An 18,439-nucleotide genomic window follows, 5' to 3' on the forward strand; every position below is an offset into this window, starting at 1 on the left:
GTAAAACCCATCTGGGTTGTATGGTTAAGCCTCACGGGTCATTAGTACAAGTTAGCTCAACGCCTCACAACGCTTACACACCTTGCCTATCAACGTAGTAGTCTCCTACGGCCCTTTAGAGAGCTTAAAGCTCTAGGGATGACTCATCTTGGGGCTCGCTTCCCGCTTAGATGCTTTCAGCGGTTATCGATTCCGAACGTAGCTACCGGGCAATGCCATTGGCATGACAACCCGAACACCAGCGGTTCGTCCACTCCGGTCCTCTCGTACTAGGAGCAGCTCCCCTCAATCATCCAACGCCCACGGCAGATAGGGACCGAACTGTCTCACGACGTTCTGAACCCAGCTCGCGTACCACTTTAAATGGCGAACAGCCATACCCTTGGGACCGACTTCAGCCCCAGGATGTGATGAGCCGACATCGAGGTGCCAAACACCGCCGTCGATATGAACTCTTGGGCGGTATCAGCCTGTTATCCCCGGAGTACCTTTTATCCGTTGAGCGATGGCCCTTCCATTCAGAACCACCGGATCACTATGACCTACTTTCGTACCTGCTCGACGTGTATGTCTCGCAGTTAAGCTGGCTTATGCCATTGCACTAACCGTACGATGTCCGACCGTACTTAGCCAACCTTCGTGCTCCTCCGTTACTCTTTGGGAGGAGACCGCCCCAGTCAAACTACCCACCAGGCACTGTCCTCAACCCCGATAAGGGGCCAGAGTTAGAACATCAAAACTACAAGGGTGGTATTTCAAGATTGACTCCACTCCATCTAGCGACGAAGCTTCAAAGTCTCCCACCTATCCTACACATGTAGGTTCAATGTTCAGTGCCAAGCTATAGTAAAGGTTCACGGGGTCTTTCCGTCTAGCCGCGGGTATACGGCATCTTCACCGCAATTTCAACTTCACTGAGTCTCGGCTGGAGACAGCGTGGCCATCATTACGCCATTCGTGCAGGTCGGAACTTACCCGACAAGGAATTTCGCTACCTTAGGACCGTTATAGTTACGGCCGCCGTTTACCGGGGCTTCGATCATGAGCTTCTCTTGCGATAACCCAATCAATTAACCTTCCGGCACCGGGCAGGCGTCACACCGTATACGTCATCTTGCGATTTTGCACAGTGCTGTGTTTTTGATAAACAGTTGCAGCCACCTGGTATCTGCGACTGCCGTCAGCTTAGGGAGCAAGTCCCATCACCAACAGCAGCGTACCTTCTCCCGAAGTTACGGTACCATTTTGCCTAGTTCCTTCAGCCGAGTTCTCTCAAGCGCCTTGGTATTCTCTACCCGACCACCTGTGTCGGTTTGGGGTACGATCCCTACTAACCTGAAGCTTAGAAGATTTTCCTGGAAGCATGGCATCAACTACTTCATCACCTTAGTGACTCGTCATCAGCTCTCAACGTGTACATTTAAGTACGTGTTCCCGGATTTGCCTAAGAACACCGCCTACTACCTTAAACGCGGACTACCAACGCCGCGCTAGCCTAGCCTTCTCCGTCTCTCCATCGCAGTTAGCAGAGGTACAGAAATATTAATCTGTTTTCCATCGATTACGCCTTTCGGCCTCACCTTAGGGGTCGACTCACCCTGCCCCGATTAACGTTGGACAGGAACCCTTGGTCTTTCGGCGAGGGAGTTTTTCACTCCCTTTATCGTTACTCATGTCAGCATTCGCACTTCTGATACGTCCAGTGTGGGTTACCCCTTCACCTTCAACCGCTTACAGAACGCTCCTCTACCGCTTGCAGTAAACTGCAAACCCGTAGCTTCGGTGGTATGTTTAGCCCCGTTAAATCTTCCGCGCAGGCCGACTCGACTAGTGAGCTATTACGCTTTCTTTAAATGATGGCTGCTTCTAAGCCAACATCCTAGCTGTCTAAGCCTTCCCACATCGTTTCCCACTTAACATACACTTTGGGACCTTAGCTGACGGTCTGGGTTGTTTCCCTTTTGACAACGGACGTTAGCACCCGCTGTCTGTCTCCCGAGTAGTACTCATTGGTATTCGGAGTTTGCAAAGGGTTGGTAAGTCGGGATGACCCCCTAGCCTTAACAGTGCTCTACCCCCAATGGTATTCGCTCGAGGCGCTACCTAAATAGCTTTCGAGGAGAACCAGATATCTCCGAGTTTGATTGGCCTTTCACCCCCAGCCACAAGTCATCCGCTCATTTTTCAACATAAGTCGGTTCGGTCCTCCAGTTGATGTTACTCAACCTTCAACCTGCCCATGGCTAGATCACTCGGTTTCGGGTCTACGCCTTGCAACTAAACGCGCAGTTAACACTCGGTTTCCCTACGGCTCCGCTATTCGCTTAACCTCGCTACAAAACGTAAGTCGCTGACCCATTATACAAAAGGTACGCAGTCACGGTCTCAAGAACCGCTCCCACTGCTTGTACGTATACGGTTTCAGGTTCTATTTCACTCCCCTCACAGGGGTTCTTTTCGCCTTTCCCTCACGGTACTGGTTCACTATCGGTCAGTCAGGAGTATTTAGCCTTGGAGGATGGTCCCCCCATATTCAAACAGGATGTCACGTGTCCCGCCTTACTCGTTTTCATCTATGGTTAGTTTTCATGTACGGGGCTATCACCCTGTGCCGCTGAGCTTTCCAACTCATTCCATTAACACCCCATAGACTTAAGGGCTAATCCCCGTTCGCTCGCCGCTACTAGGGGAATCTCGGTTGATTTCTTTTCCTCTGGGTACTTAGATGTTTCAGTTCCCCAGGTTCGCCTCATACAGCTATGTATTCACTGTATGATGACCACTTATGTGGCCGGGTTTCCCCATTCGGATATCGTTAGCTCAAATGCTTATTACTAGCTCGCCAACGCTTTTCGCAAGTTATTACGTCCTTCATCGCCTCTGACTGCCAAGGCATCCACCGTATACGCTTAGTCACTTAACCATACAACCCAAATGAGTTTCACTGCCCTTGTAAACAAGAGAATGAACTAATCAGACTGTATCGCAACTAGCTGGTTTTTACTTGTCTCACTCCCGACCAGGAAGTGTGACTCGCCTTAGTTTTTAGAATATTCAAGACACTTAAACAGTGTTTTGAGAACTCAAGATACTGATGCTTTCGCATCAATATTATTTTCGCACTAACGTAATCACATAAACGACAACGAATCATCATCCATGCGCCTTTAGTTAGTACTATCAGCTTTCCAAATTGTTAAAGAACAACACTTAACCGGCAAGCGGTGTGTTTCACTCTACTTCCGAAGAAGTTAACAAGTAATCTGTGTGAACACTCACATGCATTTCTGCACTTTTAGGTATTGAGTTAGTCGTATAGGTAAGGAGGTGATCCAGCCCCAGGTTCCCCTAGGGCTACCTTGTTACGACTTCACCCCAGTCATGAACCACAAAGTGGTGAGCGTTCTCCCGAAGGTTAAACTACCCACTTCTTTTGCAGCCCACTCCCATGGTGTGACGGGCGGTGTGTACAAGGCCCGGGAACGTATTCACCGTGACATTCTGATTCACGATTACTAGCGATTCCGACTTCATGGAGTCGAGTTGCAGACTCCAATCCGGACTACGACGTACTTTGTGAGATTAGCTCCACCTCGCGGCTTTGCAACCCTCTGTATACGCCATTGTAGCACGTGTGTAGCCCTACTCGTAAGGGCCATGATGACTTGACGTCGTCCCCACCTTCCTCCGGTTTATCACCGGCAGTCTCCCTAAAGTTCCCGACATAACTCGCTGGCAAATAAGGATAGGGGTTGCGCTCGTTGCGGGACTTAACCCAACATTTCACAACACGAGCTGACGACAGCCATGCAGCACCTGTCTCAGAGTTCCCGAAGGCACTAAGCTATCTCTAGCGAATTCTCTGGATGTCAAGAGTAGGTAAGGTTCTTCGCGTTGCATCGAATTAAACCACATGCTCCACCGCTTGTGCGGGCCCCCGTCAATTCATTTGAGTTTTAACCTTGCGGCCGTACTCCCCAGGCGGTCTACTTAATGCGTTAGCTTGGGAGCCCAGTGACTAAGTCACCAAACTCCGAGTAGACATCGTTTACGGCGTGGACTACCAGGGTATCTAATCCTGTTTGCTCCCCACGCTTTCGTGCATGAGCGTCAGTCTTTGTCCAGGAGGCCGCCTTCGCCACCGGTATTCCTTCAGATATCTACGCATTTCACCGCTACACCTGAAATTCTACCTCCCTCTACAAGACTCTAGTTCCCCAGTTCCAAATGCAATTCCTAGGTTGAGCCCAGGGCTTTCACATCTGGCTTAAAAAACCGCCTGCGCACGCTTTACGCCCAGTAATTCCGATTAACGCTCGGACCCTCCGTATTACCGCGGCTGCTGGCACGGAGTTAGCCGGTCCTTCTTCTGTAGGTAACGTCACAGCAATAGTTTATTAAACTACTGCCTTTCCTCCCTACTGAAAGTGCTTTACAACCCGAAGGCCTTCTTCACACACGCGGCATGGCTGCATCAGGCTTTCGCCCATTGTGCAATATTCCCCACTGCTGCCTCCCGTAGGAGTCTGGGCCGTGTCTCAGTCCCAGTGTGGCTGATCATCCTCTCAGAACAGCTAGGGATCGTCGCCTTGGTGAGCCATTACCTCACCAACTAGCTAATCCCACCTAGGTTCATCCAATCGCGAAAGGCCCGAAGGTCCCCTCCTTTCCCCCGTAGGGCGTATGCGGTATTAGCAGTCGTTTCCAACTGTTATCCCCCTCGACTGGGCAGATCCCTAGGCATTACTCACCCGTCCGCCGCTCGCCGGCAAAGATAGCAAGCTACCTTCCCGCTGCCGCTCGACTTGCATGTGTTAGGCCTGCCGCCAGCGTTCAATCTGAGCCATGATCAAACTCTTCAATTAAAGTTTTTTTGAAACCCGAAGGTTTCGGCTCAATGAATTCTGATTGCTTTATCAACCGAAGTTAACAAAGTCTTTTTGTACATATTGCTATGAACATTCATCGTTGCATTGAGTTTAAATTTTTTGATTGCTCTTCCTAAGAAGAAGCAATTTCGAATAACTCAATACCTGTGAATGTCCACACAGATTTCTTGTTTAAGTTGTTAAAGAGCGTTGATGTTAATTTTTCAAACATCGCCGTTGGACGCTAGGTCGTTGGCTTGGGCTGCGTATTCTACAGACCCTGTTGTCAGCGTCAAGTGTTTTTTCAAACTTTCTTTTCGCTGTTGATTTGATGATGAAACCGAAGTTTTTATCCTTTCAAATCAACTTAACTTGCTACTTTGCTTTCGCGCCGTGCCGTGTCAGTGGATGCGCATTATAGGGAGATTCTGAGGCAGTGCAAGGGCTTTTAAGAAGTTTTTTATCAAAACAGCATTGATGGGGTGTTTTTTGGACGAAACGCACAAAAAAGGGACTATTACATCTCATTTTGCATCAACAAAGTTCGATAAAGCAATGTTAGCAGCAAGCAAATACGCCTCTAAAAATCAAAACACCTTCTCATATAAGATTAAGAAGGTATAGTTTACTCTGTGTAATGTGATTTTTTAGTTTGTACTATGTGATTTTGTCACTAGTTGGTTTATTTGCAGTAGATACTTTAGTTACGGGTTATTAACCCTGCTGGAATAAAAGGATTAGCTGTGAGTAAATCCCCTTATCTTTTGCGTCTTAATCTAATGCACTCTTATACACTCATTATAAATAGTAAATATAAGTTGGTTTTTACTTTTAGATAACATATTTTTGTTCTATCAAAGATACTTTTATATTTCAGCTTTAACTTTTGGATGTTTACATGAAACAATTATTTTTATTAGTTACCTGCCTACTAATGTTCTCATCAAGTATTGCTGCCACTATTTATACTTGGACAGATAGTAGCGGTGTAGTCCATTACAGTCAGCAAGCACCAAAGGGAGTTGAGGCTCAGCGCATTACTAGTGATGTTCTAGAACCTCAGAAAATTGGTACGGCAACTCCAACACGAAAAACATCGGAAAAAGAACCTGAGTCTGATTTAGCTCAATCGGCAAAATTAATTAAAGAGAAAGACGCTAAGCAAGCCGAATCAATCTGTGAAAGTGCTAAACACAGCATGGATTTACTTGGCTCATATAATCGACTCACTAAAAAAGATCCTAAAACTGGTGAAGTTGTTGCTATGACAGAAGAGGATAAGCAAGCGGCTAGAACTGAGAATGAACAAAGGGTGAAGCTTTTTTGCAATTAACGACTCACAGTAGCCAAACTTAATCTTGATTTAAAAAGGGAGCTAAATGCTCCCTTTGCTTTATATGTCTGTTCAAAGATGATGTTACTGCACAAACACCAACTTGCCCTGCTCAACATTTGCTTGAATCACTTTACCCGGAATTAAATCCCCACGAAGCAGCTTTTGCGCTAGAGGGTTTTCCACTTCTTGCTGTAAAGCTCGCTTTAATGGCCTTGCACCATAGACGGGATCAAAACCCACTTCAGCAATTAACGATAGCGCTTCATCAGATACTTGCAGATCAAACTCTTTTTCCGCTAAACGTTTGCGTAAAAGTTCTAGCTGAATGCTGGCAATGTGTTTAATATTGCTAGCATCAAGTGGATGAAACACTACCGATTCATCTACCCGATTTAAAAACTCAGGTCTGAAATTCTGTATCACTACATCCATAACGCTTTGTTTCATTTCCTCATAAGTCACACGACCGAAACTTTCTTGAATACGATCGGATCCTAGATTCGAGGTCATAATAATCACAGTATTTTTAAAATCAACTGTACGACCTTGCCCATCGGTTAAGCGACCGTCATCTAACACTTGCAGTAAAATGTTAAATACGTCTGGATGGGCTTTCTCAACTTCATCTAATAAAATGACCGAATAAGGTTTGCGACGCACAGCTTCAGTTAAGTAGCCTCCTTCTTCATAACCAACATAACCAGGAGGGGCACCGACTAAGCGAGAAACCGTGTGCTTTTCCATAAACTCTGACATATCTATCCGCACTAAAGCCGACTCGGTATCAAATAAAAACTTAGCTAACGATTTACACAACTCTGTTTTACCAACACCTGTCGGGCCTAGAAACAAGAATGAACCTATGGGACGTTGGGGATCGGCAAGTCCCGCTCGGCTTCGACGAATAGCATTGGACACAGCATCAACGGCTTCATTCTGCCCAATCACTCGCTCATGCAGTGCATCTTCCATATGCAATAATTTCTCGCGCTCACCTTCAAGCATTTTTGACACAGGAATTCCGGTTGATTTTGATAACACTTCAGCAATTTCAACATCGGTGACTTTATTCCTAAGCAATGTCATGTCTTGCATCTCTGCTTGAGAGGCTAAATCTAATTGCTTCTCTAGCTCTGGAATACGACCATATTGTAACTCAGACATACGGGTTAAATCCCCAGCCCTTCGAGCAACATCCATATCCATTCTGGCCTGTTCTAAATCGGCTTTGATATGCTGAGTACCTGCCAATGCGGCTTTTTCGGTATGCCAAATCTCATTAAGCTCTGATGCTTTCAATTCAACATCTTTTAGTTCGACCTGCAAATGATCTAAGCGTTTTCGACTTGCATCATCGGTTTCTTTGGCTAACGCTTGCTCTTCTAGCTTTAACTGAATAGCTCGGCGCTCTAATCTATCTAAAGATTCGGGTTTAGAATCAATCTGCATGCGAATACTTGAAGCAGCTTCATCAATTAAATCGATGGCTTTATCAGGTAATTTACGATCCGAAATATATCGATGAGACATAGTTGCTGCGGCAACAATGGCGGGATCGGTAATTTCTACATGGTGGTGAAGTTCATAGCGCTCTTTCAAACCACGTAAAATGGCAATCGTGTCTTCTACGCTAGGCTCGTCCACCAGCACTTTTTGAAAACGACGCTCAAGTGCGGCATCTTTCTCTATGTATTGACGATACTCATCTAAGGTTGTGGCACCCACACAATGTAAATCACCACGGGCTAATGCGGGCTTTAACATGTTGCCAGCATCCATTGCGCCTTCACCTTTACCCGCGCCGACCATAGTATGTAATTCATCTATAAACAGAATTACTTGGCCTTCTTCTTGGGATAATTCATTAAGTACCGCTTTTAAGCGCTCTTCAAATTCGCCACGATATTTAGCGCCTGCAATTAACGACCCCATATCAAGTGATAGCACCCGTTTATTTTTGATGCCTTCAGGGACTTCACCATTAACAATACGCTGAGCAAGCCCTTCAACAATAGCCGTTTTACCGACACCGGGCTCACCAATTAATACTGGATTGTTTTTCGTGCGGCGTTGTAATACTTGAATCGTGCGGCGAATTTCTTCATCACGACCAATCACAGGGTCTAACTTTCCTTGCTCTGCTCGCTCAGTTAAGTCGACGGTGTACTTTTTCAACGCTTGGCGTTGATCTTCAGCATTAGGATCATCTACTTTTTGACCGCCACGGATTTGTTGAATGGTATTTTCCATTAACTCTTTGGTAGCGCCAGCATCTTTAAGCGCTTTAGCTAACGCGTCATTACCTTCAAGTGCAGCAAGAATGAATAATTCTGATGAAATATATTTGTCTTTGCGTTTCTGAGCCAGCTTGTCACATAAATTCAATAGACGAATAAGGCCCTGTGACAACTGTACATCACCGCCTGTTCCATCAACTTGTGGTAAGCGCTCTAATTCTTGGCTTAAGGTTGAACGTAGAGCGCTGACACGCATGCCAGCTTGAGTCAGTAATGGATGAATTGAGCCAGAATCTTGATTAAGTAGAGCCATCATTAAATGGATAGGTTCAATAAATTGATGATCCCGTCCTAATGCTAATGATTGCGCATCAGAAATAGCAATTTGAAACTTATTCGTCATACGGTCGAGTCTCATATAACCTCCTACATCTAATACAAAAAGTAGATATCCGTTGGGATATGCTGTTAACTAAAATATGGGGACATAGTAGTGAGATTTCAAGCTAACAAAGTATGATGAGGTGCAAAAAGTGGATTATTTTTATACGAAATAACAAAAAGCAGGGAGATTAAGATTTTAGCCAAATTAATGAAGCCATGCGGCCAGTGTGCTTATCTCGACGATAAGAAAAGTAGTCGTTATTTAATACGGTACATTCATCAACACTATAGACGGTTTCGATACCTAGCTGAAGTAAACGCACTTTTGCTAAACCAACCATATCTGCCAAATATTTATCAGTTGTATTCACTCTAGGGATGAAACAGTCTGCTATGGCATTTTCAAGTTCAACATCAGTAGTATCAATAGCTGCGCTAGCCATAAATGCGCTGCGCACTTCTGCTCCTACTTCAAACTGACGGGGCCCAATACAGGGGCCTAGACAGGCAATTAACTCACATGCAGGTACTGAAAAATGCTTTACAGCCTGTTCAATAACCCCAGCACATAAACCGCGCCAGCCGGCATGTACAGCCGCAACCTGTCGACCTTGTTTATCACACAATAATACGGGTAAACAATCTGCCGTCATTACCGCACAAACTTGGCCATACCGGTCACTATAACTACCATCAGCTAACGGAACACTCATGCTATTAGCTAATTGAGATATAGACACCACCTCAACACCATGCACTTGCTCTAACCACAAAGGTTCGCAAGGTAACGCAAGTGAAGATAAAAGTAGACGCCGATTAGCCAATACCGTTTGAGGATTATCTCCTACATGTAATCCTAGGTTTAAACTGTCATAGGGGCCACAACTACTCCCACCATGACGGTCAGTAAACGCTATGGCTACATTTTCAGGCAAAGGCCAATTGGGTCTTAGCATTTATAAATACACAATTATAAATACACTATCGGGTTTAATTCGGTGTCAATGCGCATTGCTTGAGTCAAAAGCAACATATCTTCAGGTATTGGCGCTTTCCAACTCATGATTTCACAGGTGATAGGGTGCGCAAGCTCTAAACGAATGGCATGTAATGCTTGGCGTTTAAAGTTTTTCAATATATCAAAAAACTCTGGGCTAGCGGCTTTAGGCGGACGAGGACGACCACCATAAACAGGATCGCCAACCAACACATGACCAATATAATCCATGTGAACTCGAATTTGATGAGTACGGCCTGATTCAAGACGTAAACGTAACCGAGTGTGGGCACGGAATTTTTCCGCAACACGATAGTGCGTTACAGAAGGACGACCACCATTAACTACCGCCATTTGTACGCGTTTAGTAGGATGACGATCGATAGGCTCATCTACAGTGCCACCCGCTGTCATAGTACCAATTACAATGGCTTCGTATTCACGCACAATTTCACGGGCTTGTAGTGCGGCAACTAAATGCGTTTGCGCTTCAACTGTTTTAGCAACAACCATCAAGCCAGTCGTATCTTTATCGAGGCGATGAATAATACCTGCTCGTGGTACATGCTCAATATCAGGACAATGATGCAATAATGCATTCATCAAAGTACCATCGGCATTACCAGCACCTGGGTGCACGACAAGACCAGCAGGTTTATTGACCACTATGATGTGATCATCTTCATAAACAATGTTTAAAGCGATGTTCTGCGCTTGAGCGCGAACTTCTTCTTCAAGCTTGGCGTTGATTTCGATCAGTTGTGATTCAAAAATCTTTTCCCGCGGCTTGTCGACTATGATACCGTCTACGGTAACTGCACCGGATAAAATCCATTCTTTGATGCGTGTGCGCGAGTAATCAGGAAAAATAATCGCCAATGCTTGGTCAATTCTTTGCCCTGTTTGAGTTGCTGTTATCTCGCTTTTTAGATTAATCTCTTGTGTCATAGGAACCGTAACCCTTTTCTGGGGTCCAAAGTGAATGTAGTATCTGTTACAATCGGATGTTTTCTATTTTACCGTGAAATGGAAAAATTCTTAACCACAACTTATAAAAGAATTAAATTAAAGTATGTATAAATTAGCCAAAGGCGCCGCCCTAGTATTACTTTCAGTCGCTATTACCGCTTGTAGTAGCAGTCCCGAAGATGACGAGTTTGCCAATAAAGCCTCTCCTGACATACTTTATTCTCAAGCTAGAACCTCAATGGAATTAGGAAACTATTCCAAAGCAGTTCGAACGCTAGAAGCTTTAGACTCGCGTTATCCTTTTGGCCCGCATAAAACTCAAGTTCAATTAGATCTGATCTTTGCTTATTACAAAATGGATGATGTTGCTTCAGGTGTCGCCAATATCGACCGTTTTTTACGCCTGAATCCGACTCATCCTAATATTGATTACGTGTATTATATGCGTGGTTTAACAAATATGCAGGCAGATAGTTATTTATTTCACGATATGATGAATATTGACCGTACTGATCGTGATCCTCAAAACGCTCAAGATGCCTTTAAAGACTTCGATCGCTTGATAAAAAGTTACCCTGAAAGCAAGTATGCAGCTGACGCTCAAAAGCGTATGCAATACTTGAAAAACCGTTTAGCGCGCTATTCTATCAACGTTGCAAGATATTACATAAAAATGAATGCTTGGAGTGCTGCTGCAGTTCGCGCTCAAACCGTGTTAGAAAAATTCCCTGGTACACCAGAGGCTGAGTCTGCGCTTGAAATTATGGCTACCGCCTATGACGAACTTGGTCAAGACAAGTTAAAACAAAACACGTTAACAGTGATGAAAGCCAATTTTCCTAATAACGAATTAGTTAATTAATTATTACTCAATTAAGTCAAATCATTTAAAACGGCCTCTTTATGAGGCTGTTTTTTTAACCATGTTGATAAGTTGATAAATAAATACGCCATAAAGATATCAGTAAAATGACTCATGATTAATGAATATTTTTACAGCACTGACCGCTGATTGATTAGTCTAAACGCTGTTTAATTCAGCATTGAAGTTGAAAAATAACTTTTTTTATAAAAAACGGTTGACTCAAACACTAGAAAACCTTAAATTGCACCCCGTCGCCCGAATAGCTCAGTCGGTAGAGCAGAGGATTGAAAATCCTCGTGTCCCTGGTTCGATTCCGGGTTCGGGCACCATATTTAAATTGGTGGCATAAAGCGACTAATAAAGTGATTAACAAAAAAGCCTCGCAATGCGAGGCTTTTTTGTATGTGAAATTTATAACTTACTGAATCAAATTGCTTTGATTGGCTATTGCCAACAAAGCATATGATCTAAAATACTTACATAGGTTCAATATACTCAACCATAAGCTGAACCGTTTGATTACCTCTAAACTCATTCACATCTAACTTATAAACCACTCGAGCCTGTTTAATCGTCGCGTCGGGCCAGGTTTGCATATCAACATTAAACGCAATGCCATCTAGCATTAATTGACCGCACTCTGTTTCAAGTAATAACTTAAGATGTTTTTCACCCACGATACGTTGCTGCACAACATTGAAGCAACCATCAAATAGCGGCTCTTCAAATGATTGGCCCCAAGGGCCAGCATTACGCAGCATAAAGGCTGTATCTAAGGTCATGTTAGCGGCAGCTAATTCGCCATCTGACATTAACTCTCCAGTTAGCTGCTCATAATCTAAAATATCTCTAACGACATCATCAAAAGCTTGTTTGAATATCTCTAGCGCGTCAGCTCTTAAAGACAAGCCTGCTGCCATTGCATGGCCACCAAACTTGATAATAATACCTGGATGTAATGAATTAATCCGCTCTAGTAAGTCCCGCATGTGCAGGCCTTTTATTGAGCGAGCAGAACCTTTAATTTCACCGTTACCCGCCTGCGCAAAAGCGATCACTGGCCTGTGGTATCTATCTTTTATACGTGAAGCTAAAATGCCAATAACACCCTGATGCCAATCAGATTGAAACAAAGCTAACCCCCAAGGCAGGGTCGCTTCATCCAGTGCTATAACTTGTAAGCTTTTTAAGGCTTCTTGCTGCATACCGGCTTCAATATCACGCCTATCTTGATTTAAGCCATCTAGCTCAGCCGCCATTCGTCTTGCAAGCATGATATCGTCACACAATAAGGTTTCGACACCTAACGCCATTTCATCAAGGCGACCGGCAGCATTTAGCCTTGGGCCAACCGCAAAACCAAAATCGGCAGCAACAATTTTACTTGGATCACGCTTAGCAACTTCTAGCAATGCGGTAATACCTGGGCGGCAACGCCCTGCGCGTACACGTTGTAAGCCGGCTTGAACTAAAATACGATTGTTGGGGTCTAGCGATACCACGTCAGCGACAGTGCCTAGTGCGACTATATCAAGTAGTTCAGCTAAATTAGGTTCTATAATACCTTGCACCGCATACCAGTTGCGGCTGCGAAGCTCTGCACGAATTGCTGTCATTAAATAAAAAGCGACCCCAACTCCTGCAATGGATTTACTGGCGAATTGGCAATCAGGTTGATTCGGATTAACAATGGCATCAGCTGCGGGTAAGATTTTGCCCGCAAGATGATGATCGGTCACGACCACTTGCATGCCGTAAGCTTTGGCAGCTTTTACGCCGTCTATAGACGAGATACCATTATCAACCGTGATAAGTAGTTGCGCCTTTTTACTGTGGGCAACAGCGACAATTTCAGGACTCAAACCATAACCGTAGTCAAAACGATTAGGGATTAAATAATCCACTTGAGTCGCGCCCATCATTCTTAAAGCGAGTAAGCAAACACAAGTAGACGTGGCGCCATCGGCATCAAAGTCACCCACGATTAATATTTGCTGCTGAGCATGCATCGCATCGGCTACTAATTTAGCGGCAACATCTAACCCTTTCATAGTATTAGGACGCAGTAATCTAGCTAACACTAGCTCACAATCATCTTGCCCCACACCGCGTCGAGCATATAACTGTCTCAATAAGGGAGGTAAAGTAATAGGAAGATGTGAATCATCAACTTGAAGACGACGAGTGATTTTATGAGACAAAACAAACCCTAATGCAGTGATATGTGAAAAAGGCGATAAATAAAAAGGTGAGCTATTGCTCACCTTAGTCAGTTGACTATCGAGATTCTAAGGTTTTCAATAAGTCATTTGGAGGCTGATAACCTGGCACCATACTACCGTCTGCAAGTATCATCGCTGGCGTACCGTTAACGCCAAATGAACGTCCAAGATCAAATTGTTTGCTAATATCAATATCACACGATGCCGCTTTAATATTCTTACCTTCTTTAGCATCTGTCATTGCTTGCAATGGATCTTTAGCACACCATACAGCTTGCATTTCATCGGCGTTAGCTGAAGGGATCCCTGCGCGAGGATAAGCTAGGTAACGGATCGTAATGCCTAAGTCATTATATTCACTCATTTGATTATGCAGTTTACGGCAATAGCCGCAGTCTACATCAGTGAATACCGTGACCACATGCTTTTCATTTTTAGCTTTATAAACCAACATGTCTTTCTCAAGTGGTTTAAGCATATCTATGCGAGGCCCGGCTAAAGCAGCCTCAGTTAAGTTGTTCATGCGGTTATTTAGGTCATACATATTGCCATGGATCAATTTAGATCCATCTTCAGTAATATAGAGCACACCACGATCTGTTAACGCTTGCACAATACCCTTTATCGGCGATGCTTGAAGACTCATCACCTCAACACCTAACATGTCTGATATTTTTTGTTTTAACTCACTATTTTCAGTATCAGTTGTGGCTGCTGCATAGCTCATTACAGGAACAACTAAACTGGCGACAAGAATTAAGGCTTTAGATAACTTCATAATTATTCCTAATTTACACGGGATTAAATGACTAGACCCGACTTTGATTGCAAAACTTACAGATTTAGTACGATTAACGCAACTATGCTAAAAGCTTTTTAATGTAACGAAAGGCTACCCAATAGATTAACCTCGCGGATGATGCTGTTGATGAAGCTGCTGCAGACGGGCTTTAGCAACATGAGTGTAAATTTGAGTCGTGGATAAATCACTGTGGCCTAAGAGTAATTGTACAACTCGTAAATCAGCGCCGTGATTCAGTAAATGAGTCGCAAAGGCATGGCGTAAAGTATGTGGCGATAAGTGTACCCTTATCCCTGCTCGTGCACTGTATAACTTAATGCGATGCCAGAAAGTTTGTCGAGTCATCATCTGAGCACGCCTCGACGGAAATAACACATCAGATTGCTTCATATGTAAAAGTGTTGGCCTAGCAGTTTTTAAATATAATTCGACTTCACTAATGGCTAATTCACCTAGCGGAACTAAACGTTCTTTACCGCCCTTACCCATCACCCTAACGACTCCTTGGCGCAAACTTATTTGCTCCATGGTTAAACTCACTAATTCGGTCACCCTCAGCCCTGTTGCATATAATAATTCAAGCATCGCTTTGTCACGGCATTCAATTGGATCATCGATATCGGGCTCGGATAGTAAAGCATCTACTTGCGCTTCAGATAATGCATCAGGCAGTTTGCGTGGCAGTTTAGGTGACTCAATTAACGCGGTAGGATCGACATAAATCAACTTATTCACAATTAAATAACCATAAAAGCGTCGTAAGCTACTCATCAATCTTGCGGTACTGGTTTTAGCATATTGTTGCTCAAATCGATACGCGAGATACGCTTTTAATAGCAATGCATCGGCATCAATAAGGCAAGACTTTTGACTTAATACAAAGCGTTCAAAATGCGCTACATCAGTTCGATACGATGCTAACGTATTATCACTTAAGCCTTTTGTTGACCATATATCGTCAATGAATTGTTCGATTAGGGGGTGCGGAGAGTATTGATTTGATTTCACGTAAGACTCTATTTAACACGCTAGATATGCTAGCAATAGATTAGCATATCTAGCGGTCAAATATTAGCAATCCTTACTGATAAGCAATTAGCTGATAAGCATTTATGCCGCAGAGGTTGTTTGATCACTTTTAGGTAAAAACAAACATACCGCAGAAACGATGGCGGTTGGCAGTACCCAAGCCATGCCTTCTGCATGTAACGGTAAGAAATTAAACATCGACATATCAAAGCCACCGGTTTTTAATCCATCTAATACGCCAAAAGCTAGCGCAACGCTTAAAATTAATCGTTGTGACAATTCAGGACGAGCAAATTGTGGCGTAATAAAAGTAACTAATACCAATGCAATGGCCACTGGATAAATCGTCATCAATACAGGAATACTAATTATAATTAATTGTGATAAACCCACGTTAGCAACAGTGGCACACACCACACTGAAAATAATCACAAAACGTTGGTATGACACTGACGGTAGAAGCTCATTGAAAAACTCAGAACACGCAGTTACCAGACCGATCGCGGTAGTCAAACACGCCAAACCAACGACAGTAGACAGCATAACAATACCTAACATGCCAAAGTTATGATCAACATAGTTAGTTAAAATGACACCACCGTTTGATGCTCCCTTAGCTAAATCACCTGCTGAAGCACCTAGAAAGAATAGTGATATATACACAAATGCCAATCCAGATGCGGCAATAATGGCGGCGCGGATCAGATACTTGGTTTGATCTGCAACATTATTAACGCCTTTTTTACGCAGTAAATCGATAATAAGCATACCAAACATCAGTGATGCCAAGGTATCCATAGTGTTATAACCTTCAATAATCCCCTTTGATAACGGACTTGCCAGATATTCCGCTGAAGGAGAGCCTACCGTTGAGCCTGAGATAAACATCACGCTCATTGCTAAAGCAACCAGCAAGGTCAGTAAAATAGGCGTAAGTACTTTGCCGACGTTATCCAAAAGTTTGCCAGGATAAAGTGACATAAACATCACAATCGTGAAAAACACTAAGGTAAATATCAGCTGGGCTATATTGATTGCTTGACCCGCTATCATCACCACCGCATCAGGGTCTGCTATAAACGGACGAGCGCCTATTTCAAAGGCGACCAAACTGGTTCGAGGCGCCGCAAATGCAGGCCCTATAATAATATAAATAGCAATGGCCAGAGCTGTAGCAGCAAACGGTGGCAAATAGGCCATAATTTTACCATTGGATTTAGCTACAGCAATCAATCCAATCAGTGGCATTCCCACCGCGGTTAATAAAAAGCCAACCATAGCCAGTGACATGTTCTCACCCGCTAAAAAACCCGCAAAAGGCGGGAATATAAGATTACCTGCACCCAAGAAGAATGCGAAAGCCATAAACCCTAGGCCAAAGGTATCGATGATCGATAATTTAGTTGTTTGCACGTTAACATCTCTTTTTGTTGTATTTGTTCTTTAACCAACTTAAGTGATCAAATTCATTTTAGCTACTGCTAATAATGAACACGTCACAGATCGTAAAATTATATTTACACCCTAACCTATCTAAATACATTAAATTTAGTGCGAAAAATAATCATTGTTGATCTGTTTATATAACCCTTAGTTAGTGTTTGAATGAATCAAGCCATTACAAGCGGTTTTACCTTGAAAGAGCAGCCTGAACTAATAGCAAAGATGCTAATAATACGCAATAGAGACTGAGTATATTCAGTTATTTAGATTTCAAGCCTGAAACAATTACCAAAAGCACTAAACATAACTAGCACAGCCTTTAATAAGCGATAACATAAATTAACAAACCGATAATTAAGACCTTATATTTATATTATGGCCGCTACCACATTGACTGAGGGTTAAACACCAGTAGAAGTAATACTGCATGTTTTAAAATAAGCCATCATCAATCAATTAACACGCTGGTGTAATTTGTTATAATCAACCTTTAATTCGCTCGCACTGTAGCCCTTAATGCCATTCACATTTAAACAATTTTATATCGATGATAGCCATTGCGGCATGAGTGTAAGTACTGACGGGGTGCTGTTAGGTGCTTGGGCGGGCTTAACTAACGCAACACGTATTATTGATATTGGCGCAGGAAGTGGCTTATTGAGCTTAATGGCTGCACAGAGAACATCGACAAAAACTCACATTACGGCAATAGAGTTAGATACGTCTGCTGCTCAAGATTGCCTCAATAATATCGCCCAAAGCCAATGGGCTAAAAAAATTGAATTGATACAATCCAGCATTCAAGATTTTTGCTTATATCAGCAAAAAATAGCCGTAAGCAGTCGCCAATACTTTGATCATATTATTTGCAACCCTCCTTACTTTACCAATGGCCCGCAAACTCAGGATCGTGCCCGCGCAACGGCAAGACACACTAATCAACTGGATTTTACGGACTTAGTACAATCCATTTACGCTTTATTAGCCAAAGATGGCGTGGCCAGTATCATTATTCCGGTTCAGAGTGAAGCGATGTTCAAACCAGCACTATCTGGCACTGGCTTAGAAATAACTCAACGTATTGAAGTCAGCAGCGTTACAGGAAAACCACCTAATCGGCTATTGCTGGCGATTAAACATCCTGCTTCCGAACAACAATATGTTACCGGCTCGATCGATATACGTGATAAACAAGGTCAGTATTCGGTAGCAATGACAGATTTATGCAAGGATTTTTACTTAAAACTTTAGCCTGTGTGATTCGTCAGCTATAATAGACGGCTACTT

General features: G+C 43.4%; 10 protein-coding genes, 1 tRNA gene and 2 rRNA genes. 4 read left to right on the plus strand and 9 right to left on the minus strand.

Features of this window, described 5'->3' with window-relative positions:
- Positions 1–20: 20 nt before the first annotated feature.
- Positions 21–2,923 (minus strand): 23S ribosomal RNA (locus tag FJ709_RS15505).
- 397 nt (positions 2,924–3,320) lie between these two features.
- A 16S ribosomal RNA gene (locus tag FJ709_RS15510) occupies positions 3,321–4,865 on the minus strand.
- Together the 16S and 23S rRNA genes form the textbook arrangement of a ribosomal RNA operon.
- A gap of 901 nt (positions 4,866–5,766) precedes the next feature.
- On the opposite strand from FJ709_RS15510, the gene FJ709_RS15515 reads away from it, so the two are divergent.
- The gene (locus FJ709_RS15515) at positions 5,767–6,201 is read left to right on the plus strand and encodes a DUF4124 domain-containing protein (RefSeq protein WP_226410918.1); all 435 of its coding nucleotides are present in this window, start codon (positions 5,767–5,769) and stop codon (positions 6,199–6,201) included.
- An 84-nt stretch (positions 6,202–6,285) separates the two neighbouring features.
- Here FJ709_RS15515 and clpB read toward each other — a convergent pair whose 3' ends face one another.
- The 3 genes from clpB to rluD all read right to left on the minus strand — a co-directional run bounded on the left by clpB (position 6,286) and on the right by rluD (position 10,770).
- On the minus strand, positions 6,286–8,859 hold the full coding sequence (gene clpB, locus FJ709_RS15520; protein WP_226410919.1) for an ATP-dependent chaperone ClpB: 2,574 nt from the start codon (positions 8,857–8,859) through the stop codon (positions 6,286–6,288).
- A gap of 154 nt (positions 8,860–9,013) precedes the next feature.
- Positions 9,014–9,781, minus strand: a complete 768-nt coding sequence (gene pgeF, locus FJ709_RS15525; RefSeq protein ID WP_226410920.1) for a peptidoglycan editing factor PgeF — start codon at positions 9,779–9,781, stop codon at positions 9,014–9,016.
- A gap of 14 nt (positions 9,782–9,795) precedes the next feature.
- Positions 9,796–10,770 carry a 23S rRNA pseudouridine(1911/1915/1917) synthase RluD gene (gene rluD / locus FJ709_RS15530; protein ID WP_226410921.1) on the minus strand — a complete coding sequence of 325 codons (975 nt, stop codon included), beginning with the start codon at positions 10,768–10,770 and terminating at the stop codon, positions 9,796–9,798.
- A 124-nt stretch (positions 10,771–10,894) separates the two neighbouring features.
- Between rluD and FJ709_RS15535 the strand changes: the two genes are divergently transcribed.
- Positions 10,895–11,653 (plus strand): outer membrane protein assembly factor BamD, encoded by a 759-nt coding sequence (locus tag FJ709_RS15535; RefSeq protein ID WP_226410922.1) that lies wholly within the window; start codon positions 10,895–10,897, stop codon positions 11,651–11,653.
- Positions 11,654–11,909: 256 nt separating this feature from the next.
- Positions 11,910–11,985 (plus strand) — tRNA-Phe (locus tag FJ709_RS15540).
- A 147-nt stretch (positions 11,986–12,132) separates the two neighbouring features.
- Here the strand turns inward: FJ709_RS15540 and recJ are convergent.
- The 4 genes from recJ to brnQ form a co-directional block, all read right to left on the minus strand.
- Positions 12,133–13,857, minus strand: a complete 1,725-nt coding sequence (gene recJ / locus FJ709_RS15545; RefSeq protein ID WP_226410923.1) for a single-stranded-DNA-specific exonuclease RecJ — start codon at positions 13,855–13,857, stop codon at positions 12,133–12,135.
- Positions 13,858–13,933: 76 nt separating this feature from the next.
- Complete coding sequence (gene dsbC / locus FJ709_RS15550) at positions 13,934–14,656, minus strand: bifunctional protein-disulfide isomerase/oxidoreductase DsbC (protein WP_226410924.1); 723 nt, start codon at positions 14,654–14,656, stop codon at positions 13,934–13,936.
- Between the two features lie 126 nt (positions 14,657–14,782).
- Entirely contained in the window at positions 14,783–15,688 is a 906-nt protein-coding gene (xerD, locus tag FJ709_RS15555; RefSeq protein ID WP_226410925.1) for a site-specific tyrosine recombinase XerD, read from the minus strand.
- A gap of 102 nt (positions 15,689–15,790) precedes the next feature.
- A complete protein-coding gene (brnQ, locus tag FJ709_RS15560; RefSeq protein ID WP_226410926.1) occupies positions 15,791–17,122 on the minus strand; it encodes a branched-chain amino acid transport system II carrier protein in 1,332 nt (443 codons plus the stop codon).
- Between the two features lie 546 nt (positions 17,123–17,668).
- Between brnQ and FJ709_RS15565 the strand changes: the two genes are divergently transcribed.
- Complete coding sequence (locus FJ709_RS15565; RefSeq protein WP_226410927.1) at positions 17,669–18,403, plus strand: tRNA1(Val) (adenine(37)-N6)-methyltransferase; 735 nt, start codon at positions 17,669–17,671, stop codon at positions 18,401–18,403.
- The last annotated feature ends 36 nt before the right edge of the window (positions 18,404–18,439 follow it).

This window comes from Shewanella glacialimarina (assembly GCF_020511155.1).
Classification (GTDB): domain Bacteria; phylum Pseudomonadota; class Gammaproteobacteria; order Enterobacterales; family Shewanellaceae; genus Shewanella; species Shewanella glacialimarina.

Coding starts and splice junctions, on each gene's coding strand:
- rluD (WP_226410921.1), bottom strand. CDS start 10,770: ATGACACAAGAGATTAATCTAAAAAGCGAGATAACAGCAACTCAAACA.
- FJ709_RS15535 (WP_226410922.1), top strand. CDS start 10,895: ATGTATAAATTAGCCAAAGGCGCCGCCCTAGTATTACTTTCAGTCGCT.
- clpB (WP_226410919.1), bottom strand. CDS start 8,859: ATGAGACTCGACCGTATGACGAATAAGTTTCAAATTGCTATTTCTGAT.
- FJ709_RS15515 (WP_226410918.1), top strand. CDS start 5,767: ATGAAACAATTATTTTTATTAGTTACCTGCCTACTAATGTTCTCATCA.
- pgeF (WP_226410920.1), bottom strand. CDS start 9,781: ATGCTAAGACCCAATTGGCCTTTGCCTGAAAATGTAGCCATAGCGTTT.
- FJ709_RS15565 (WP_226410927.1), top strand. CDS start 17,669: ATGCCATTCACATTTAAACAATTTTATATCGATGATAGCCATTGCGGC.
- dsbC (WP_226410924.1), bottom strand. CDS start 14,656: ATGAAGTTATCTAAAGCCTTAATTCTTGTCGCCAGTTTAGTTGTTCCT.